This is a genomic window from Sphingomonas sp. Root720 (genome assembly GCF_001428605.1).
Classification (GTDB): Bacteria; Pseudomonadota; Alphaproteobacteria; order Sphingomonadales; family Sphingomonadaceae; genus Rhizorhabdus.
Genome location: NZ_LMID01000013.1, coordinates 379,301 through 396,034, shown reverse-complemented (window position 1 = coordinate 396,034; position 16,734 = coordinate 379,301). Strand labels below are relative to the sequence as shown.

Annotated in this window: 18 protein-coding genes; 7 read left to right on the top strand and 11 right to left on the bottom strand. The window is 68.7% G+C overall.

Annotated features, from left to right (window positions below):
- Nucleotides 1–35: 35 nt before the first annotated feature.
- Nucleotides 36–818: a hypothetical protein gene (locus tag ASE22_RS19390; RefSeq protein ID WP_056363554.1), complete on the top strand. Its 783-nt coding sequence runs from the start codon at nucleotides 36–38 to the stop codon at nucleotides 816–818.
- On the opposite strand, the gene ASE22_RS19385 is transcribed toward ASE22_RS19390, so the two are convergent.
- The 3 genes from ASE22_RS19385 to ASE22_RS19375 are packed head-to-tail and all read right to left on the bottom strand — an operon-like array spanning nucleotide 794 to nucleotide 2,711.
- Nucleotides 794–1,399: a GNAT family N-acetyltransferase gene (locus ASE22_RS19385; protein ID WP_056364130.1), complete on the bottom strand. Its 606-nt coding sequence runs from the start codon at nucleotides 1,397–1,399 to the stop codon at nucleotides 794–796. The genes ASE22_RS19390 and ASE22_RS19385 overlap by 25 nt on opposite strands.
- A 5-nt stretch (nucleotides 1,400–1,404) precedes the next feature.
- Entirely contained in the window at nucleotides 1,405–2,265 is an 861-nt protein-coding gene (gene hemF, locus ASE22_RS19380; RefSeq protein ID WP_056364128.1) for an oxygen-dependent coproporphyrinogen oxidase, read from the bottom strand.
- Nucleotides 2,262–2,711, bottom strand: coding sequence for a tRNA (cytidine(34)-2'-O)-methyltransferase (locus ASE22_RS19375; RefSeq protein ID WP_056363553.1), 450 nt, complete (start codon nucleotides 2,709–2,711; stop codon nucleotides 2,262–2,264). Before ASE22_RS19375 ends, hemF begins: the two co-directional genes overlap by 4 nt.
- A 194-nt stretch (nucleotides 2,712–2,905) precedes the next feature.
- Here ASE22_RS19375 and petA point away from each other — a divergent pair, with 194 nt between their 5' ends.
- The 5 genes from petA (at nucleotide 2,906) to ASE22_RS19350 (ending at nucleotide 7,273) form a co-directional block, all read left to right on the top strand.
- Nucleotides 2,906–3,472, top strand: a complete 567-nt coding sequence (petA, locus tag ASE22_RS19370) for a ubiquinol-cytochrome c reductase iron-sulfur subunit (RefSeq protein WP_056363552.1) — start codon at nucleotides 2,906–2,908, stop codon at nucleotides 3,470–3,472.
- 11 nt (nucleotides 3,473–3,483) lie between these two features.
- Nucleotides 3,484–4,767, top strand: a complete 1,284-nt coding sequence (locus ASE22_RS19365; protein WP_056363551.1) for a cytochrome b — start codon at nucleotides 3,484–3,486, stop codon at nucleotides 4,765–4,767.
- Nucleotides 4,768–4,782: 15 nt separating this feature from the next.
- Nucleotides 4,783–5,625 carry a cytochrome c1 gene (locus ASE22_RS19360; protein ID WP_056363550.1) on the top strand — a complete coding sequence of 281 codons (843 nt, stop codon included), beginning with the start codon at nucleotides 4,783–4,785 and terminating at the stop codon, nucleotides 5,623–5,625.
- 293 nt (nucleotides 5,626–5,918) lie between these two features.
- Complete coding sequence (gene mtnP / locus ASE22_RS19355; RefSeq protein WP_056363549.1) at nucleotides 5,919–6,779, top strand: S-methyl-5'-thioadenosine phosphorylase; 861 nt, start codon at nucleotides 5,919–5,921, stop codon at nucleotides 6,777–6,779.
- Nucleotides 6,776–7,273: a TPM domain-containing protein gene (locus ASE22_RS19350; RefSeq protein ID WP_056363547.1), complete on the top strand. Its 498-nt coding sequence runs from the start codon at nucleotides 6,776–6,778 to the stop codon at nucleotides 7,271–7,273. Before mtnP ends, ASE22_RS19350 begins: the two co-directional genes overlap by 4 nt.
- A gap of 26 nt (nucleotides 7,274–7,299) precedes the next feature.
- Here ASE22_RS19350 and ASE22_RS19345 read toward each other — a convergent pair whose 3' ends face one another.
- The 6 genes from ASE22_RS19345 to ASE22_RS19320 all read right to left on the bottom strand — a co-directional run bounded on the left by ASE22_RS19345 (nucleotide 7,300) and on the right by ASE22_RS19320 (nucleotide 12,677).
- Nucleotides 7,300–7,752 (bottom strand): MaoC family dehydratase, encoded by a 453-nt coding sequence (locus ASE22_RS19345; protein ID WP_056363545.1) that lies wholly within the window; start codon nucleotides 7,750–7,752, stop codon nucleotides 7,300–7,302.
- Nucleotides 7,753–7,899: 147 nt separating this feature from the next.
- Nucleotides 7,900–9,000, bottom strand: coding sequence for a redox-regulated ATPase YchF (ychF, locus tag ASE22_RS19340; protein WP_056363543.1), 1,101 nt, complete (start codon nucleotides 8,998–9,000; stop codon nucleotides 7,900–7,902).
- A gap of 130 nt (nucleotides 9,001–9,130) precedes the next feature.
- Nucleotides 9,131–9,787 (bottom strand): hypothetical protein, encoded by a 657-nt coding sequence (locus ASE22_RS19335; RefSeq protein ID WP_056363541.1) that lies wholly within the window; start codon nucleotides 9,785–9,787, stop codon nucleotides 9,131–9,133.
- Between the two features lie 35 nt (nucleotides 9,788–9,822).
- Nucleotides 9,823–10,440 carry a DUF2238 domain-containing protein gene (locus ASE22_RS19330; RefSeq protein ID WP_235536296.1) on the bottom strand — a complete coding sequence of 206 codons (618 nt, stop codon included), beginning with the start codon at nucleotides 10,438–10,440 and terminating at the stop codon, nucleotides 9,823–9,825.
- Nucleotides 10,441–10,527: 87 nt separating this feature from the next.
- Nucleotides 10,528–11,889, bottom strand: coding sequence for a sensor histidine kinase (locus ASE22_RS19325; RefSeq protein WP_056363537.1), 1,362 nt, complete (start codon nucleotides 11,887–11,889; stop codon nucleotides 10,528–10,530).
- Nucleotides 11,886–12,677: a response regulator transcription factor gene (locus ASE22_RS19320; RefSeq protein WP_056363535.1), complete on the bottom strand. Its 792-nt coding sequence runs from the start codon at nucleotides 12,675–12,677 to the stop codon at nucleotides 11,886–11,888. The genes ASE22_RS19325 and ASE22_RS19320 overlap by 4 nt, the downstream gene beginning before the upstream one ends.
- A 111-nt stretch (nucleotides 12,678–12,788) precedes the next feature.
- Here ASE22_RS19320 and ASE22_RS19315 point away from each other — a divergent pair, with 111 nt between their 5' ends.
- Nucleotides 12,789–13,418, top strand: a complete 630-nt coding sequence (locus ASE22_RS19315) for a hypothetical protein (RefSeq protein ID WP_056363533.1) — start codon at nucleotides 12,789–12,791, stop codon at nucleotides 13,416–13,418.
- A gap of 24 nt (nucleotides 13,419–13,442) precedes the next feature.
- Here the strand turns inward: ASE22_RS19315 and ASE22_RS19310 are convergent, their stop codons facing one another.
- Together ASE22_RS19310 and ASE22_RS19305 are read right to left on the bottom strand one after the other, a co-directional pair.
- A complete protein-coding gene (locus ASE22_RS19310) occupies nucleotides 13,443–15,173 on the bottom strand; it encodes a sensor domain-containing diguanylate cyclase (protein ID WP_056363531.1) in 1,731 nt (576 codons plus the stop codon).
- A gap of 229 nt (nucleotides 15,174–15,402) precedes the next feature.
- Nucleotides 15,403–16,710 carry a caspase family protein gene (locus ASE22_RS19305; protein ID WP_056363529.1) on the bottom strand — a complete coding sequence of 436 codons (1,308 nt, stop codon included), beginning with the start codon at nucleotides 16,708–16,710 and terminating at the stop codon, nucleotides 15,403–15,405.
- Nucleotides 16,711–16,734: the final 24 nt, after the last annotated feature.

The following is a 16,734-nucleotide window of genomic DNA, read 5'->3' as shown; positions in this document are numbered from 1 at the left end:
TAGGGGGCGCCGACGAGTTGTGGAGTAACCATCGAATGACGGCTTTCTCGCTGGGAACGGTCTGGGAAGAAACCATCGCCTTCCTGCGCCGGGAAAGCGGGCTGCTGATCCCCATCGCGCTGGCAATCTACGGCCCGGCGCAGCTGATGCTCGATTTCGGCATGCAGTCGCTCATGACGGCGCGCAACGCCCCCCAGCCCGAGCTGCCGTTGCAGGCGCTGCTCGTCCTGCCGGGCGGCCTGCTGATGCTTCTCGGCAACCTCGTCGTGGCGCTGCTCGTCATCGTACCGGGGGTCAGCGTCGGCGAAGCATTGAGAGCAGGGCTGCGACGCCTTCCGATAGCGCTCGCCGCGATGCTGCTGCTCGGCGCCGCGATCCTGGCGGCGACGATCGTCGTGAGCCTCGGCGCCTTCATGGCCGGCGGCAGCGCGCGGGCCCCGGCGATCGCCAGCCAGTTCCTGCTCCCGCTCATGATCCCGATCGGCATCATATGGCTGCGGCTGTTGCTGTTGCCGACGGTCGTCGCGGTCGAGGCGGTCGGTCCGGCGGACGGCATCCGGCGGGCCTGGGCGATCGGCCGGAACAACGTGCTGCGGCTGATCGGGGTGTGGGTGCTGGTGCTGTTCCTCAGCCTCGTCCTGGCAATGATCGAACTGTTCGTGATCGGTTCGCTGGCCGAACTGCTCAAGCTCGGCACGGGCGAGGCCGCCATGTCGGCCCTGCTCCAGGCGATCGCCAACGCCGCGCTCGAGGCGCTGCTCTCGACGGGTTTCGCGGTCTATCTTTCGCTGGTCTACCGGACGCTGGCGTCGCGCTGATCGAGCAGCGGCACGTGCGGCGCGGCCTCGCGCGGCAGGATGCCGGCCAGCCGCGGATCGGCGAAGGTCTCGACCGCGCGGGCGAAGGGCACGAAGCCGTGGCGGCGATAGAAGCCGAGCGCGCCGGGATGGTCCAGCGTACAGGTGTGAACCCATAGCCGCCGCAGGTCCCTTCGCCAGCCGAGCGCGAGGGTTTGCGCCATCAGCCAACCGCCATGCCCCTTGCCCGCCAGTTCGGGGACGAGACCGAAAAAGACGATCTGGGCCTCGCCCGGCTGGCGGAAATCCAGTTCGAGCAGTCCGATCTCGATCCCGTGCCGGTCCTCGACCGCGTGGATCTCGACCTCGGGATGGCCGATCACCGCCTCCAGGTCCTCCTCGGCCATCACAAGCCGCGAGAACCACAGCCAGGGCTCGCCGATCCGGCGGAAAAGCGCGCGATATTTGGCTGTCGACGGCGCCTTCCAGCGCGCGAGGCGAAAGGGCGCGGCGGGGGCGGGCCTCGGCCGGGGCCGCTCGAGCATCTCCAGCGAGGTAACGACGGCCGCCACCATCGACGGCGGGACCACGGTCAGCGGCACGGGCTTCACTCCCAGGTCGCGACCGGGGGCAGGCTCATCAGGATCGCGTCGATGTTGCCGCCGGTCTTGAGGCCGAAGGATGTCCCCCGGTCGTAGACCAGGTTGAACTCGGCATAGCGTCCGCGGAAGGCGAGCATGCGACGCCGGTCCTCCTCGCTGGCCGGCTGCTGCATGCGGGCGCGGACGATCTTCGGGAAGATATCGAGGAACGCTTCGCCGACATCGCGGGTAAAGGCGAACTGCGCTTCGAAGCCGGCATCGTCCGCGGCGTCGAGATGATCGTAGAAAATTCCGCCGACCCCGCGATGCACCTGGCGGTGGGGAATCCAGAAATAGTCGTCCGCCCATTTCCGGAAGCGCTCATAATAGTCGGCGCCGTGCGGATCGCAGGCCGCCTTCAGCCGCGCGTGGAAAGCGGCGGTGTCGGCGTCATAGGGGATCGGCGGGTTGAGATCGGCGCCGCCGCCGAACCAGCGCTTCGTCGTGGTCAGGAAGCGGGTGTTCATGTGGACGGCGGGCACGTGCGGGTTGGCCATGTGCGCGACGAGGCTGATGCCGGTCGCGAAGAAGCCGGGATTCTCCTCGCCCGCGCCATGGATCGTCCGGGCGAATTCGGGCTGGAACGCGCCGCCGACGGTCGAGACGTTGACGCCGACCTTCTCGAAGATCCGCCCCTTCATCAGGCCGCGCACGCCGCCGCCGCCCGCGCCGTCGGGGTCGTCGTCGCGATTCCAGGGCGTGTAGCCGAATCGCGCATCGCTGCCCGCTTCGGCCTCGATCGCCTCGAAAGCGGCGCAGATCCGGTCGCGCAGCGATTCGAACCATGTCCGCGCCGCCGCCTGCTGCGCGTCGAGCTGCAATGTCATTCGGGCCATCCTCCGGTTTGCCTCAGCGCTTCGGCGAGCGCGATGCCAGCCGAGACCGCCACATTCAAGGACCGGAAGCCCGGTCGCATCGGAATGCGCACGCGCAGGTCGGCCCTTTCGTGCACGGCCGGCGGCACGCCCGCGCCTTCCGACCCGAGCAGCAATATGTCGGAGGGCAGGAAAGCGGCCTTGTCCAGGCTCGTGTCGGCGGCGGTCGTCAGCAGCACGATCCGGCCGCGCAGCTGCGCCTCGAACGCCGCCCAGTCCGCGTGGCGGCTGATATCGGCCGCCTCGGCATAATCCATGCCCGATCGCCGGACGGCGCGCTCCGAAAAGGCGAATCCGCATGGCTCTATGATATCGACCGGCGTCCCCAGGCAGGCCGCGAGCCGCAGGATGGTGCCCACATTTCCGGCGATATCGGGCTGGTGAAGGGCGATCCGCATCGGACAGCTGATAGGCGAATGTGCCGCGATGCCGCAATAATCGGAAAATGGGATTGGCAAAGCCGACAAAGCGGCGCTATCAGCGCGCAGCCGTCGGGGATTTTGCGGGCGGCTGCGCATGCTCAGGGGGGAAAGGCCGTTGCCCGGACCCTTTGGCGCAGGCGCCTGAATCGTGGCAGCGCAAAGGTTCCGGAATGGCGACGCTCGAAACTACAGAAACGCCCGGCGAAGGGGCCGGTGACGGCGTTCGTCGCCGTGATTTCATCAATCTCGCTGCGGTGAGCTTCGCCGGCGTCGGTGCCGCCACGGTGCTGCTCCCCCTGATCAACCAGATGAATCCTTCGGCCGACGTGCTTGCGCTGGCTTCGATCGAGGTCGACATCTCGGCGATCAAGGAAGGCCAGGCGATCAAGACGATCTTCCGCAAGCAGCCGCTCTTCGTCCGTCATCTGACGGCCGCCGAGATCGCGGCGGCGGACAAGGTCGACCCGACCAGCCTGCGCGATCCGCAGACGCTGGAACAGCGCACCGCCGCCGGCAAGAAGCAGTGGCTCATCACCATGGGCGTCTGCACCCATCTCGGATGCGTGCCGCTGGGCGCCGGCGAGGGCGAGACCAGGGGTGAGTTCGGCGGCTATTTCTGCCCTTGCCACGGTTCGTCCTACGACACCGCGGCGCGCATTCGCAAAGGCCCGGCGCCGAAGAATCTCGAAGTGCCGAAATATGCCTTCAAATCCGATACCGTCGTCCAAGTCGGCTGAGGTAGACAGACATGAGCTTCCCCTGGGCAAATCATTACGCGCCTAAGCATCCGCTGATGCAGTGGATCGACAGCCGGCTGCCTCTGCCGCGTCTGGTCTACAACGCGGTGGGCGCCGGCTATCCGGTGCCGCGCAACCTCAACTATTTCTGGAACTTCGGCGTGCTTTCGGGCGCGGCGCTGGCGATCCAGATCGTCACCGGCATCGTGCTGGCGATGCATTATGCGGCCAACGGCCTCGTCGCCTTCGACTCGGTCGAGCACATCATGCGCGACGTGAACTCGGGCTGGATGCTGCGCTACGCGCACTCCAACGGCGCGAGCTTCTTCTTCATCGTGGTCTATCTCCACATCTTCCGCGGCCTCTTCTACGGATCGTACAAGGCCCCGCGCGAAATGGTGTGGCTGCTCGGCCTCGTGATCTTCCTGCTGATGATGGCCACCGCCTTCATGGGCTATGTGCTTCCCTGGGGACAGATGAGCTTCTGGGGCGCCAAGGTGATCACCGGCCTGTTCGGCGCGATCCCCGTCGTCGGCACGCCGATCCAGACCTGGCTGCTCGGCGGCTTCGCCCCCGACAACGCCGCGCTGAACCGCTTCTTTTCGCTGCACTATCTGCTGCCGTTCGTGATCGCGGGCGTCATCATCCTGCACATCTGGGCGCTGCACATCCCGGGTTCGAGCAACCCGACCGGCATCGACGTCAAGGGCCCGCAGGACACGGTTCCGTTCCACCCCTACTATACCGCCAAGGATGGTTTCGGGCTGGGCGTGTTCCTGTTCCTCTACTGCGCGGTTCTGTTCTTCGCGCCGAACGCGATGGGCCACCCGGACAACTATATCGCGGCGAATCCGCTTTCGACGCCGGCGCACATCGTCCCTGAATGGTATTTCTGGCCGTTCTACGCGATCCTGCGCGCCTTCACCGTCGACTTCATCCTCCCGGCCAAGCTGTGGGGCGTGATCGCGATGTTCGGTTCGATCATCCTGCTGTTCTTCCTGCCGTGGCTCGACAAGTCGCCGGTTCGCTCGGGCAATTATCGCCCGGCGTTCAAGAAGTTCTTCTGGCTGCTCGTCGTCGACGTGCTCATTCTCGGCTATTGCGGCGGTTCGCCGGCCGAAGAGCCCTACGTCATGATCAGCCAGCTCGCGGCGGCCTATTATTTCGCGCACTTCCTGATCATCCTGCCGATCGTCTCGCGCATGGAGCGTCCGCTTCCGCTGCCGAACTCGATCACCGAGGCGGTGCTGGAAGGTCGGAGCGGCGCGACCCTTTCGACGAACACCCAGGCCTAAGGGGATATAGAGACCATGGTTCGTCCCATCGCAATCCTCGCCGGCCTCGGCTTCGTCTTCGTCCTGCTGTTCTCGCTGGTGACGGGCGCCGTCGCCTTCATCAGCGAGCCGCCCGCCAAGACCGTCGAGCATGAGTTCCACCTGCACCCGAAGGACGTCTCCTTCGCGTCGGATGGTCCGCTCGGCAAGTTCGACCGCCAGCAGCTGCAGCGCGGCTTCCAGGTTTACAAGGAAGTCTGCTCGGCCTGCCATTCGCTCCACCAGGTCGCCTTCCGCGATCTGAAGGACCTGGGTTTCACCGATCCCGAAGTGAAGGCCATCGCCAAGAACTGGGCGACCGAGGTTCCCTCGGTCAACCCGGAGACCGGCGAACCCGCGACCCGCAAGGGCACCCCGGCCGACAAGATCCCGACGCCCTACGCAAACGAGGTCGCTGCCCGCGCCGCGAACAACAATGCGCTGCCGCCGGATCTGTCGCTGATGGCGAAGGCGCGCCATGACGGCGGAGCCTATATCTACTCGCTGCTGACCGGCTATCAGGACCAGCCCGCGGAACTGCTCAAGCATTTCCCGGACGCCAAGACCCCGGGTAGCCTGCACTACAACCCGTATTTCGCGAACCTGAACATCGCGATGCCGCCGCCGCTCGCGGCCGACGGCCAGGTCACCTACGCCGACGGCACCAAGTCGAGCGTCGACCAGATGGCCAAGGACGTCTCGGCCTTCCTGGTGTGGACGGCGGAACCGAAGCTCGAGAAGCGTCACTCGACGGGTATCGCGGTCCTCGGCTTCCTGCTGATCGCAACGATCCTGGCCTATCTGTCCTACCGGAACATCTGGGCCGGCATTAAGCACTGAGCCCGAAGGGCTTGACGAGAATGGGCCGTCCGGGATGACCGGGCGGCCTTTTCTTTTGAGGCCGTCATCCCTGTCGCTTCATGCCAGCGCAGGCGGCACCTGTGCGGAACGCTCCTCGTCATTCCGGCAAAAGCCGGAATCTCGCTGATCTGGAGGATGGGGGGCAAGCGCATGTCCGGAAGCAGAAGAGACGTCCCGGCTTTCGCGGGATGACGGTTGGGTGATTTTCGGATGCGACCGTTTGTGTAAAGGTCCCGCGTTCGCTGGCATGACGATCTGGAGGGGAGCCCCGAATGACCAACCGCCTCGGGCTGATCGGGGGCAGCGGCCTCTACCGGATGCCCGCGCTGGCGGATGGCGAATGGATCGCCGTCGATACTCCCTGGGGCACGCCGTCGGACGCGCTGCTGCTCGGCACGATCGCGGGGCGCGAGGTCGCCTTCCTGCCGCGCCATGGCCGGGGCCACCGGATCGCGCCGCATGAGATCAACTACCGCGCCAACGTCGCCGCACTCAAGGCGGCGGGCTGTACCGAGATCCTCGCCGTCTCTGCCGTCGGGGGCTTCCATGAGGACGTCCCGCCGGGCAGCTTCGTGTTGATCGACCAATATATCGACCGCACCGTCCGGGGCGGCCGCAGCTTCTTCGGCGATGGGATCGTCGCCCATGCCGCCTTCGGCCACCCGACCTGCTCGCGGCTCGGCGCGGTGGTCGCCCGGACGCTGGCGGAGGAGGGCGGCCCACACCGGATCGGCGGCACGATGCTGGTGATCGAGGGGCCGCAATTCTCGACCCGCGCCGAATCGCTGCTGCACAAGGCTTGGGGTTGCGACGTCGTCGGCATGACCGGCCTGCCCGAGGCGCGCCTCGCCCGCGAGGCCGAGCTTTGCTACGCCAGCGTCGCGATGGTCACCGACGACGACGCCTGGTCCGAAACGCATGTCGACGTCGCCTCGGTGATCGCGATCATGGAAGCCAACGCCGCGCGCGCCCAGGCGCTCGTCGCGGCGGTCGCCGCCGGGACGCAGGGCGGCCGCGATTGCCCGCAGGGCTGCGACCATGCGCTCGAGGGCGCGGTGATCACGGCGCCGTCGGCCTGGCCCGCCGCGACGAGGCGGCGGCTGGCCGCGCTGCTGCCGAGGCTGTTCGGATGAGGTTGGGGCTGACGATCGCGGCCCTGCTGCTGGTCGCGGGTACCGCGCCGGCGCCCGCTGCCCATTGGTGGGAAGCGGGGCCACCGCTGCCCGTATTCGCCGGCCGCGTCACCGACGAGGCCCGGCTGCTATCGCCCGCCGTCGCCGGCCAGATAGGCCGGAGACTGGCCCGGCTGGAGGCTGCCACGGGCCACCAGTTCGTCGTGTTGACCGTGTCCAGCCTGCGCGGCCAGCGGATCGAGGATTTCGGGATCCGGGTCGGACGCAGCTGGGCGATCGGCCGCAAGGGCATCAATGACGGCGTGTTGCTGATCGTCGCGCCGAACGAGCGCCGCGTGCGGATCGAGGTGGGCTATGGTCTCGAAACGCCGCTCAGTGATCCGGTCTGCGCGAAGATCATCCGTGAGACGATCCTGCCGCGCTTCCGGAAGGGCGAGATGGCGGAAGGGATCGGCGCGGGCGTGGATGCCGTCATCGCGCGTATCGACGAGTAGGTGACGGTCGGCAAATAGGCGATGGGTCAGGACGCCGCGCGGCGCTTCTGGATGTTGGTGACCTTCAGCGTCATGACGACGTCGTCATGCTGGTTGAAGACGGTCAGCCGAAAGTCCACGAAGCCCATTTCCGGGCGTGAGCGGGACGCGGTCTTCGACAATATCTCCGCCTCGACGCTCAGCGTGTCGCCCGGATAGACCGGCTTTACCCAGCGCAGCTCGTCGACGCCGGTCCCGCCGAGCGAGAAATAGCCGTCCTCGGTCCAGTGGTCGGTCAGGATGCGCATCACCATGGCGCAGCTGTGCCAGCCGCTGGCGGCGAGCCGGCCGAAGATCGGGCTCGTCGCCGCCGCCGCATCGTCGAGGTGGAAGGGCTGCGGGTCGAACTTGGAGGCGAAGTCCATGACCTCCTCGCGGGTCACGGGATAGGCGCCGAACCGTTCGACATGGCCTTCCTGATAATCCTCGAAATAGCGCATCCGGTTTTCCTCTTTGGCGTCATGCCAGCGCAGGCTGGCATCTCGCGAGATCGGGTGCAGTCCTACTCTCTTGAGATGCCAGCCTGCGCTGGCATGACGTATCAAAGGAGTGATGTCTCACCAGCCGCCGATTAGATGATTTAATGTCTATACATTGAAGCGGAAGAGCATGATGTCGCCGTCCGCGACGACATAGTCCTTGCCTTCCGACCGCAGCTTGCCGGCCTCGCGCGCCGCGGCCTCGCCGCCCAGCGTGACATAGTCCTGATAGGCCATCGTTTCGGCCCGGATGAAGCCGCGTTCGAAATCGCTGTGGATCGCGCCCGCCGCCTGCGGTGCTTTCGATCCCTTCTCGATCGTCCAGGCGCGGGCCTCCTTGGGGCCGACCGTGAAGAAGGTGATCAGGTCGAGCAGGTCGTAACCCGCGCGGATCACGCGGGCGAGGCCGGTCTCGCTGAGGCCGAGGTCGGAGAGGAAGTCCGCGCGATCGGCGGGGTCGAGGGTGACGATCTCGGCCTCGATCGCGGCCGAGACGATCACCGCCCTGGCGCCTTCGGCTTCGGCCTTCTCGAACACGCGGGCGGAAAGGGCGTTGCCCTCGGCCGCCGCGCCTTCGTCGACGTTGCAGACATAGAGGACGGGCTTGGAGGTGAGCAGCTGCGCCTGGACGAAGATGCGCGCCTCGTCGTCGTCCCTGGGCCGGGTCAGCCGGGCGGGCTTGCCGTCGCGCAGCAGGTCGAGCGCCTGGCCGAGCACCGATGCGGCGGCCTTCGCTTCCTTGTCGCCCTGCGCGGCCTTCTTGACGAAGGCGGGGACGCGCTTCTCGAGGCTTTCGAGGTCGGCGAGCATCAGCTCGGTCTCGACCGTCTCGGCGTCGGCGATCGGATCGACCTTGCCCTCGACATGGGTGACGTCGCCGTCCTCGAAGCAGCGCAGCACATGGACGATCGCGTCGACCTCGCGGATATTGCCGAGGAACTGGTTGCCCAGCCCTTCGCCCTTCGACGCGCCGCGCACCAGGCCGGCGATGTCGACGAAGCCGAGCTGGGTCTCGATGATCTTGGCCGATCCGCCGATCCTGGCGATCTCGTAAAGACGCGGATCGGGGACCGCGACCTGGCCCACATTCGGCTCGATCGTGCAGAAGGGATAGTTGGCCGCCTGCGCCGCGGCGGTCTCGGTCAGCGCGTTGAAGAGGGTGGACTTGCCGACGTTCGGAAGTCCCACGATGCCACAGCGAAAACCCATAATCCCTCAAGCCTTGTTCGGATGGGCGCCCGATAGCGGGTGCGGCGCACAAAGGCCAGCGCAAGCCGCAAAAAGCGGAAAGGCCCCGGAGTTTCCTCCGGGGCCTTCCGTCGTCTCCCGATCGGGGGGGTCAGGTTCTGGAAGGGGTGAAGCTCTTCAGCTCGGCGGGCAGGCTGACGGGCGTGATCCTGGGCGCGGGCTTGGCCGCGGGCGCGCTCTTCGTCGGCGTCACCGGGCTGGCCGGCGCCGATCCGGCCGCGCCGCAGCTGCCCGAGCTGGTGCGGATCACCCTGGGCTGGTCCGGGGCGGCCGCGCCGTCCGAGCTGTAGCTGCCGTCCGAGCTGTAGCTGACCGTCCGGGTGCAGCCGTCGGCCGAGATGGTGCTCGACGTGAAGCTGTAGTGCATCACGCCGATCGGCTGGCCCTCGGCATTGGTCATGACGATGCCGGGGCCGTTGCCGGTGCTCCGCGTCGCCGGCCTCTGCGCCTGCAGGGCGGCGGCCTGGCGCATCATCGCCTGGCTTCGGGCCTCCATCATCGCCGAGATGCGCTCCATCTCGGCGAAGGGCGAGCCGGGGCCGAAGGCGACATCGATCAGGCCGGCCGGCGGGGGCGCGGCCATCAGGACCAGACGGGGCGCGACGTCGCCCTCATAACGGACATGCTGCACCGATCCATCGGGCAAAGCGACCAGCATCACCTTGTGGTCGTCACGGGCGGCGAATGCCGCTCCGGCAAGAGCCGCAGACGCCAGGCCGGCGAGGATCGCGGTTCGGACAAGACTCATGGGCGTACCTCCATTCGTAAAGTCGGGAGGCCATGCTAGATTCGCTTAGCTGAACCCTCGATAAACGGAAGCCGGTTACACATCGCATCATGCCACCGGCCCAGCGTGAATAGTGCCAGTGCGGCGCCGAGCAGGCACATAAGCATGTCCCATTGCGTGTCCCACGGATCGCCCTGCGTGCCGAGAAAGGCATCCGCTCCCTGGCCGAGCGCGAGCGCGGCTGCGAATTCGATCAGCTCGTACAGAGCGCTGATGGCCAGGCAGATCAGAAGGACGATGGGGAACAGCATGTTCCTCACCCGTAGAAGCTCGCGCCTGACGAATATCTCGCGGATGACGATCGCGGGGACGAAGCCCTGCATCAGATGCCCGAACCGGTCGTAGGGATTGCGCGCCAGTCCCAACCAGTCCTGGACCGTGAAACCGATCGGCACCCGCGCATAGCTATAGGCGCCGCCGAGCATGAGGACGAGCCCGTGGACACCGATCAGGGTGAGGGCCAGCGGGGTGAAGGGGAAACGATCGCGAAGGGCAAAGAGGATCGGCCAGGCGATCAGGACCGGCGCCACCTCCATCATCCAGGTCGCCCGGTCATAGGGGGCCCAGCCGGACAGGATGAGCCCGGCGAGCCAGGCCATAGCGAGAAAGGCCAAAGGTCGATTCCCGGCGGTCACGGCCGGGTTCGAAGCAGCGCGTCCATCGCCATGCTATGCCAGTGCCGCGCGGGACGGCAAAGGGTACTATTCATAGGCGGCGAGCAGGCGCGGCGTGCGCAGCAGCAGGGTCACGCTGGCCCCGCGCCCGCCATTCTCGACATGGACCTCGCCGCGATGCCGTTCGGCGATAGCGCGGACGATGATCAGGCCGAGTCCATGGCCGCCCAGGGTCGAGCGCGCATCGGTCTGTTCCTCTTGCCGGGAAAAGCCGGGCCCCTCGTCGGTGACGCGCAATTCGAGCGCCGGCTCACCATCCTTGCGCGCAGGCCGGGCGGAGACGGTGATCATCGCTCCGGGCGGCGATACCTTCAGCGCGTTCTCGATCAGGTTGGCGAGCGCGCGGATCACCAGCTCGCGATCGCCGACGAAGCGGCCGGCGGCGGCCGCACGGACGATACGCACCTGTTTCTCGTCCTCGGCGACGGCCTCGTAGAGGTCGATCGCGTCTTCCACCGCGCCGGCGATGTCGAACGGGCCCGGCGGCGAACTGATGTCGGATTCTATCTCGCGCAGCTCGAGCAGCGCGTTGAAGGCCGCCATCAGCCGGTCGAGCTCGGCCGCGGCGCGGATCGCCTGTGCCGCCGTCTCCGGATCGGCGGCATCCTCCATCGTCGAGAGCCGCGCCCGCACGCGGGCGAGCGGCGTGCGCAGGTCGTGGGCGATATGGTCGGACGCCGCGCGCAGCCCGTGGATGCGGCGCTCCAGTTCGCCCAGCATGCCGTTCATGTGGCGCGCCAGGACGCCGATCTCGTCGGGCGGGCCGGGATCGGCGATGCGCGCCTTGACGTCCCCTTCGCCGACCCGGTCGCAGACCCGGTTGAGGCGGCGGATGCGCGCCGCCGTCTGCCCGCCGACGATCAGCGCGGTCGCGACTGACAGGCCCATCAGCAGCAGGACGATGCCACCGCCCCACAGCCCCAGCGACCGGCGCAGCGCGCTGGCCGAGGCGACCGGCCGGGCGATCAGCAGGGCCGCGCCGTTTGGCAGCGGCCGCTGGATGCCGATCACCTCGCCGCCATCGGGGGTACGGGCCGAGACATAGGTCTCGCGCCACGGGCGCACCTCGCCGGCCCAGCGTCGCCAGGTTCCGCGCACCCGTCCGTCGGCGCCGCGGAACAGGGCGATGCGGGGCTGGCCGGTGCGGCCGGCATATTGACCGATCTCGCCCACCGCCGAGGCGAGCAGGGGCAGCGCGGACGGGTCGCCGATCACCCCCGGAAGCTTCTCGTCGAGCGCCTCGAAATCGCGCTGGGCGGCTTCGGCCGCGGCGATGCGGCGGGCGTCGCGGTCGACCATGGCGAGGCCGGCGACGCTCAGTGCCAGTGCCAGCACCGAGAAGAACGCCAGCAGCAGCGCGGTCCTGGCGGGAAGCAGCAATGGTCTCAAGCGGGCCCGTCCAGTCGCCGCAGCATCAGCCCCTGGCTCCGCACCGCGACGATCAGCGGGTTGAGGCTGGCGGACAGGCCGGTGCCCGCCGCCTCGAGCTTGCGGCGCAGGCGCGAGACGTGGACATCGATGGTGTTGGCGAAATTGGCCGGCACGAAATTATAGGTCGACCAGCAGACCGACCACAGCATCGACCGCGTCACCGGCAGGCCGATGTTGCGCGCGAGCAGCGACAGGATCGAGAATTCGCGCGCGGTCAGGTCCAGCATGTTGCCGCACAGCGATGCCGTCATCGTTCCCGCGTCGATCCTGAGCGGGCCGCAGACCAGCTCGGTCCCGGCCGGAGAGGCGCCGTCCCATTCGCGCCGCCGCAACAGCGCGGCCAGCCTGGCGAGCAGCTCGATCTCCGACAGCGGCTTGACCGCATAGTCGTCACCGCCGCCGGCCAGTCCCTCGATCCGGTGCCGCTCCGATCCCAGCGCGGTCAGGAACAGCGCCGGTGCGCGGGTCGATCTTCCGCCCTCGGAACGGATCCGGCCGAGCGCGCCGAGCCCGTCCAGCTCGGGCGTCTGCCGGTCGAGGATCAATATGTCGAACGGCTCCGCGCCTGCCCGATCGACCGCGTCGATGCCGTTGGCGACCACGTCGACCCGCGCGAAACCCGCGCGGTCGAGCGCCGTCGCGATCAGTTCGGCGACCTCGGTCTCGTCCTCCAGGATCAGTGCGGATCGCCCGAGGAACAGGCGACGGAAACTCTGCTCGATCGTGATATCGTCTTCTTGCCCCATGGCGTCATCATGCCAGCGTGCCGGGGAAAGGAAAGCGGGTCGCCGGCCGCCGTCAGATAAATTCAGGCCGAGGCGCTGGCTTGCCGGGCACGGCCATTATAGACGGAGACCATGGTTCGCCTGCGTATCCTTGCCGCGCTGCTGCTGATCGGTGCCGCCGCGCCGTCGCCGGTCGAGGACGCGGTGCTCGGCCTGAAACTCGCCGATCATGCGCGACGCACCGGCGATGCGCGGTCGATGCTCGCGGCGGCACGGATCGTGGCGGCGAGCGGCCTTCGCGACGCCGACCTCAACGACGGCCGGCTGGTCGCGCGCGAGGGGCTGCCCGACCGCTCCCCGATCGCCGTCGCGATGGCGCAGGAGGCGCGGCTGATGGCGCCGGGCGACCCTGCGATCGCAGCCGAGGCCGAGGCCATCGCGCGGGCGCGGCCCAAGGGCATCGTCGGCGGCAGCTGGGGCAGCGGCCCGCTGCAGTTCCGGCAAATGCTCCCCGCAGGCAACCGGATCGGCTGGACGGTGCGGGCGCGCGGCGCCGAACCGGCCTTCGTCTCGGCGATCGGCGACGGCGATGCGGACCTGCACCTGAGCGTGGCCGACCGACAGGGGCGCACGATCTGCGACGAGCGCCGCAACGCCTATTACCCGCTCTGCCGCTGGTCGCCGTCGCGCCCCGCCGACTATCGCGTGACGCTCGGCAATGCCGGACGGGTGCCGACCCAGGTCGTGGTGCTCAGCAACTGACCGTTCGCGCCGCCCGGCGCCGGGTCAGGCGTCGCTGATCACCACCCGGTCGCGTCCGCCACCCTTGGCCGCATAGAGCGCGTCGTCGGCCCGGCGCATCAGCGCCTCGCGGCTCATCCCCGGATAGGCCTGCGCTACGCCGCAGCTGATCGAGATGTCGAGCGGCCGGCCGCCGGGCAGGATCACCGGTTGGGACGCGACCGAGACGCGGATCGCCTCGGCGATCGTCAGGGCCAGCTCCTCGGCGGTGCCGTCGAGCAGGATCGCCAGCTCGTCGCCGCCGAGCCGCCCGATCCTGTCGTGATCGCGCAGCAGCGCGCGGAGCCGGTCGTGTAACTCGACCAGCACCTGATCCCCCGCGAGGTGACCATGGCCGTCATTGACCTGCTTGAAATGATCGACATCGACCATGATCAGCGCGAGGTGCGACGAGGCGAGGCGGGCGAGGGCCCGGTCGAGATGCTCCATGAAGGCGGCATGGTTGAGCGCACCGGTCAGGCTGTCGGTCGAGGCGGCGAGCACCAGGCTTACCTCGCGTTCCTTGCGCATGGTGATGTCGCGGATCGCGCCGATCGCGCCATAAGCGCGCCCTTCCTGGTCGACGAGCGCGCGCATCGTGCCTTCGAGCCAGTCTTCGGAGCGGCCGTGCGGGCGGAATTCGCAATAGGCCACGGAGCCGGGACGGAGAATCGCCTCGGCGAAGGCGATGCCGACCGCGTCCGCGTCGCGCGGGTCCACGAGCGTGGCGAGCGCCTGCCCGACCAACTCGCGCGTCTCCACGCCCAGCAGCATCGTCGTGGCGCCCGACGACTGGATGCATCGCCCGCGATCGTCGAGGCGGACCAGCGCGTCGGCGGATTCGGAGGCGAGCAGCCGCAGCCCCGCCTCGCTTTCCGCGAGGCGCCGGGCCAGCGTTCGCCGCGCCTGAAGTTCGGCGGAGACCGGCAGGGTCGAGAGCAGCAGGATAGCCAGGTAGAATTGCACGAACAGCGCCTGTTCGCCCTTGTCGGCGATCATCGCGGCGATCGGCCCCCGGCCGAACATGGTGCAGACCATGCCGATGACGGTGGCGATGATCAGCGCGATGGTGGTGCCGAAGCGGCCGAGCCGGAAGGTCGCCAGCAGGATCGGGGCGTTCAGGATGAACAGCATCGGATAGCCGGCGGTGTGGAAGGTGAAGAGTCCGCACAGGGCGACGAGGAGCAGAAGCCCGGCCGCCTCGAACCTTCCGCCGGGAGACATTTCCCTGATCCAGCGCGACAGATCGCCCGCGACGATGCCCAGGAACAGCGGCGTGAAGATGAGCAGGCCGAGGGCATCGGCGAAATACCAGATGCGGTAGACGGCCCAGAAGGGCTGGCCGTGGATATAATGGGCGGTGGCCGCCCCTGCCGCGGCGCTGACGATCGGGGCGGCGGCGGCGAACAGAGTGAAGCGGACCACCGACCCGACGCTTGCGAGCGGATCGCCATGGGCTTTCAGTCGCTGGACCAGCCACCCGGCGATCAGCACCTCGCCCATGTTGTTGGCGGCGTAGAGCAATGCCGTCGGCGGCGCGTGGAAGGCCAGCAGGTTGGCGAGGAGATTGGCGGTCATCGCGGCGGCGAAACAGGGCAGCCAGCGCGCCTTGGGAAGCGACAGGATGACCGCGAGCAGCAGCGCGTTGGCCGGCCAGATCGCGGCGACATCATGTCCGTCGCCGGTCAGCAGGATGGTGCCGTAGGCGAGCAGGAAATAGCCCACGCCTCCGGCCATAGCGGTCCGGAAACCCCGATCGTGCGGGTTCCCTATCAAGCGCCTCACGTCGTTGCCCCCCGGCCGCCCGCACGAAGCGGGCGTCGTCGACCATAGCCCCAAAACGCCGCCGGGCTGAGAGAAAAATCCCGATCGTTCTTCCGGGGGCGGTCCCTCGCCTCGCGCACCGGACCGGCGAGGGCCTTCCATGCGCCGCCAGGACGCGTGTTTTCGGGGCGAGTCCGGCTGGTCAGGCGGCGCGGAACCGCAGCAGTCGGGCGCCGATGGCCTTTCCGGCCGCGTCGCGCGCGATCAGCACCAGCATCTCCTCGCCCTTCGGCAACTCGCGGCCGGTGCCGGGATCGCGGGTGACGAAGGTGAAGCCGACATTGGCCCAGCGCCCCGGGGCCACGACGAGGCCGAGCGGCGGCGCGAGGCTGGTGTAGCCGCCCGCCGCGTCGCGATACCAGGCCTCGACCCGGAGCGCCTGCGGCGGTTCGGCCATGTCGATGCGGACATGGTCGCAGTGGCGCAGCAGAGTGATGTAGCCGCCGTCGCCCGGTTGCGGCCCGGCGGCGGTCGCTGGCTTGCAGGCCCCCGCGCGATCGATCGATAGCGCGGTGGCGAAGGGCAGCGGCGGCAGCGCGCGGGCGACGTCGACCATGTCGGGCGACCGCCCGTCGAACAGCAGCGGCGCCGCCAGGTCGCCTGCCGTCCAGAAGGTGCCGATCGTCCCGCCGCCGCGCGGGCTGCCGCTGATCCGGGCGGCGAGCGCGGCGAAGCTGGCCGGCCGATCGGGGGCCAGGGTGCTTGCGATCACGCGGGCGAGCGCGGTGGTGAAGGCGCCGCCGTCGCCGTCGTCCCAGGCGATCGCGCCGGGCCCCGCCGCGGCGAAGGCGACGAGCCGGCCGCCGCCCGCGAGGCCGCCGTCGACGAAGCCGGAGGGATCGGCCGCGCCGCGCAGCGCCGGGCCGGCAGGGATGCCCAACTGCTCGGGGGGGATCGCCTTGGGCGTGCCCGAGCCGCGCAATAGCCCGCCGCCGGTGCAGCTGTCGATCACCACCCAGACGTCCACGCCGCGCGCGCGCAATTCGCCGATGCGACGGCCGATCTCGTCGTCGACCAGCGCGCCGGGCACCGACCGGCCGCGCGGATCCCACGGCCCGGCATCGGCCGCCAGGAAAAGTTCGTCGCGTCCGTCGGGCTCGATCGGATCGGCGTTCCGCACCGGCGCCTGGGTTCCATGGCCGGACAAGAGGATGACGGCGCGGTCGCCGGCGACCGAGCCGGCGGCGAGCCGGTCGAGCGCGGCGCGGATCGCGGCCAGGGTGGCGTCGCCGCCGGTCAGGATCGTCATCGCCGCGCGGTCGACGCCGAGGCTGGCCAAGGCGCCCGCCATGCGTTCGGCGTCGCGCGCCGCGCCCGGCAGCGCGAAGGCGGCGAGGCGCGGATCGGAGAAGCGCGACACCCCCACCAGCACGGCGCGCGTCTCGGCGGGAGCGGGAGCGGCGGACAGCAGCGCGCCCGCGAGCGCGGCGAGAAGGAGGCGCGTTCGCATCCTCCCTTCCATAGGCGCGCGCGG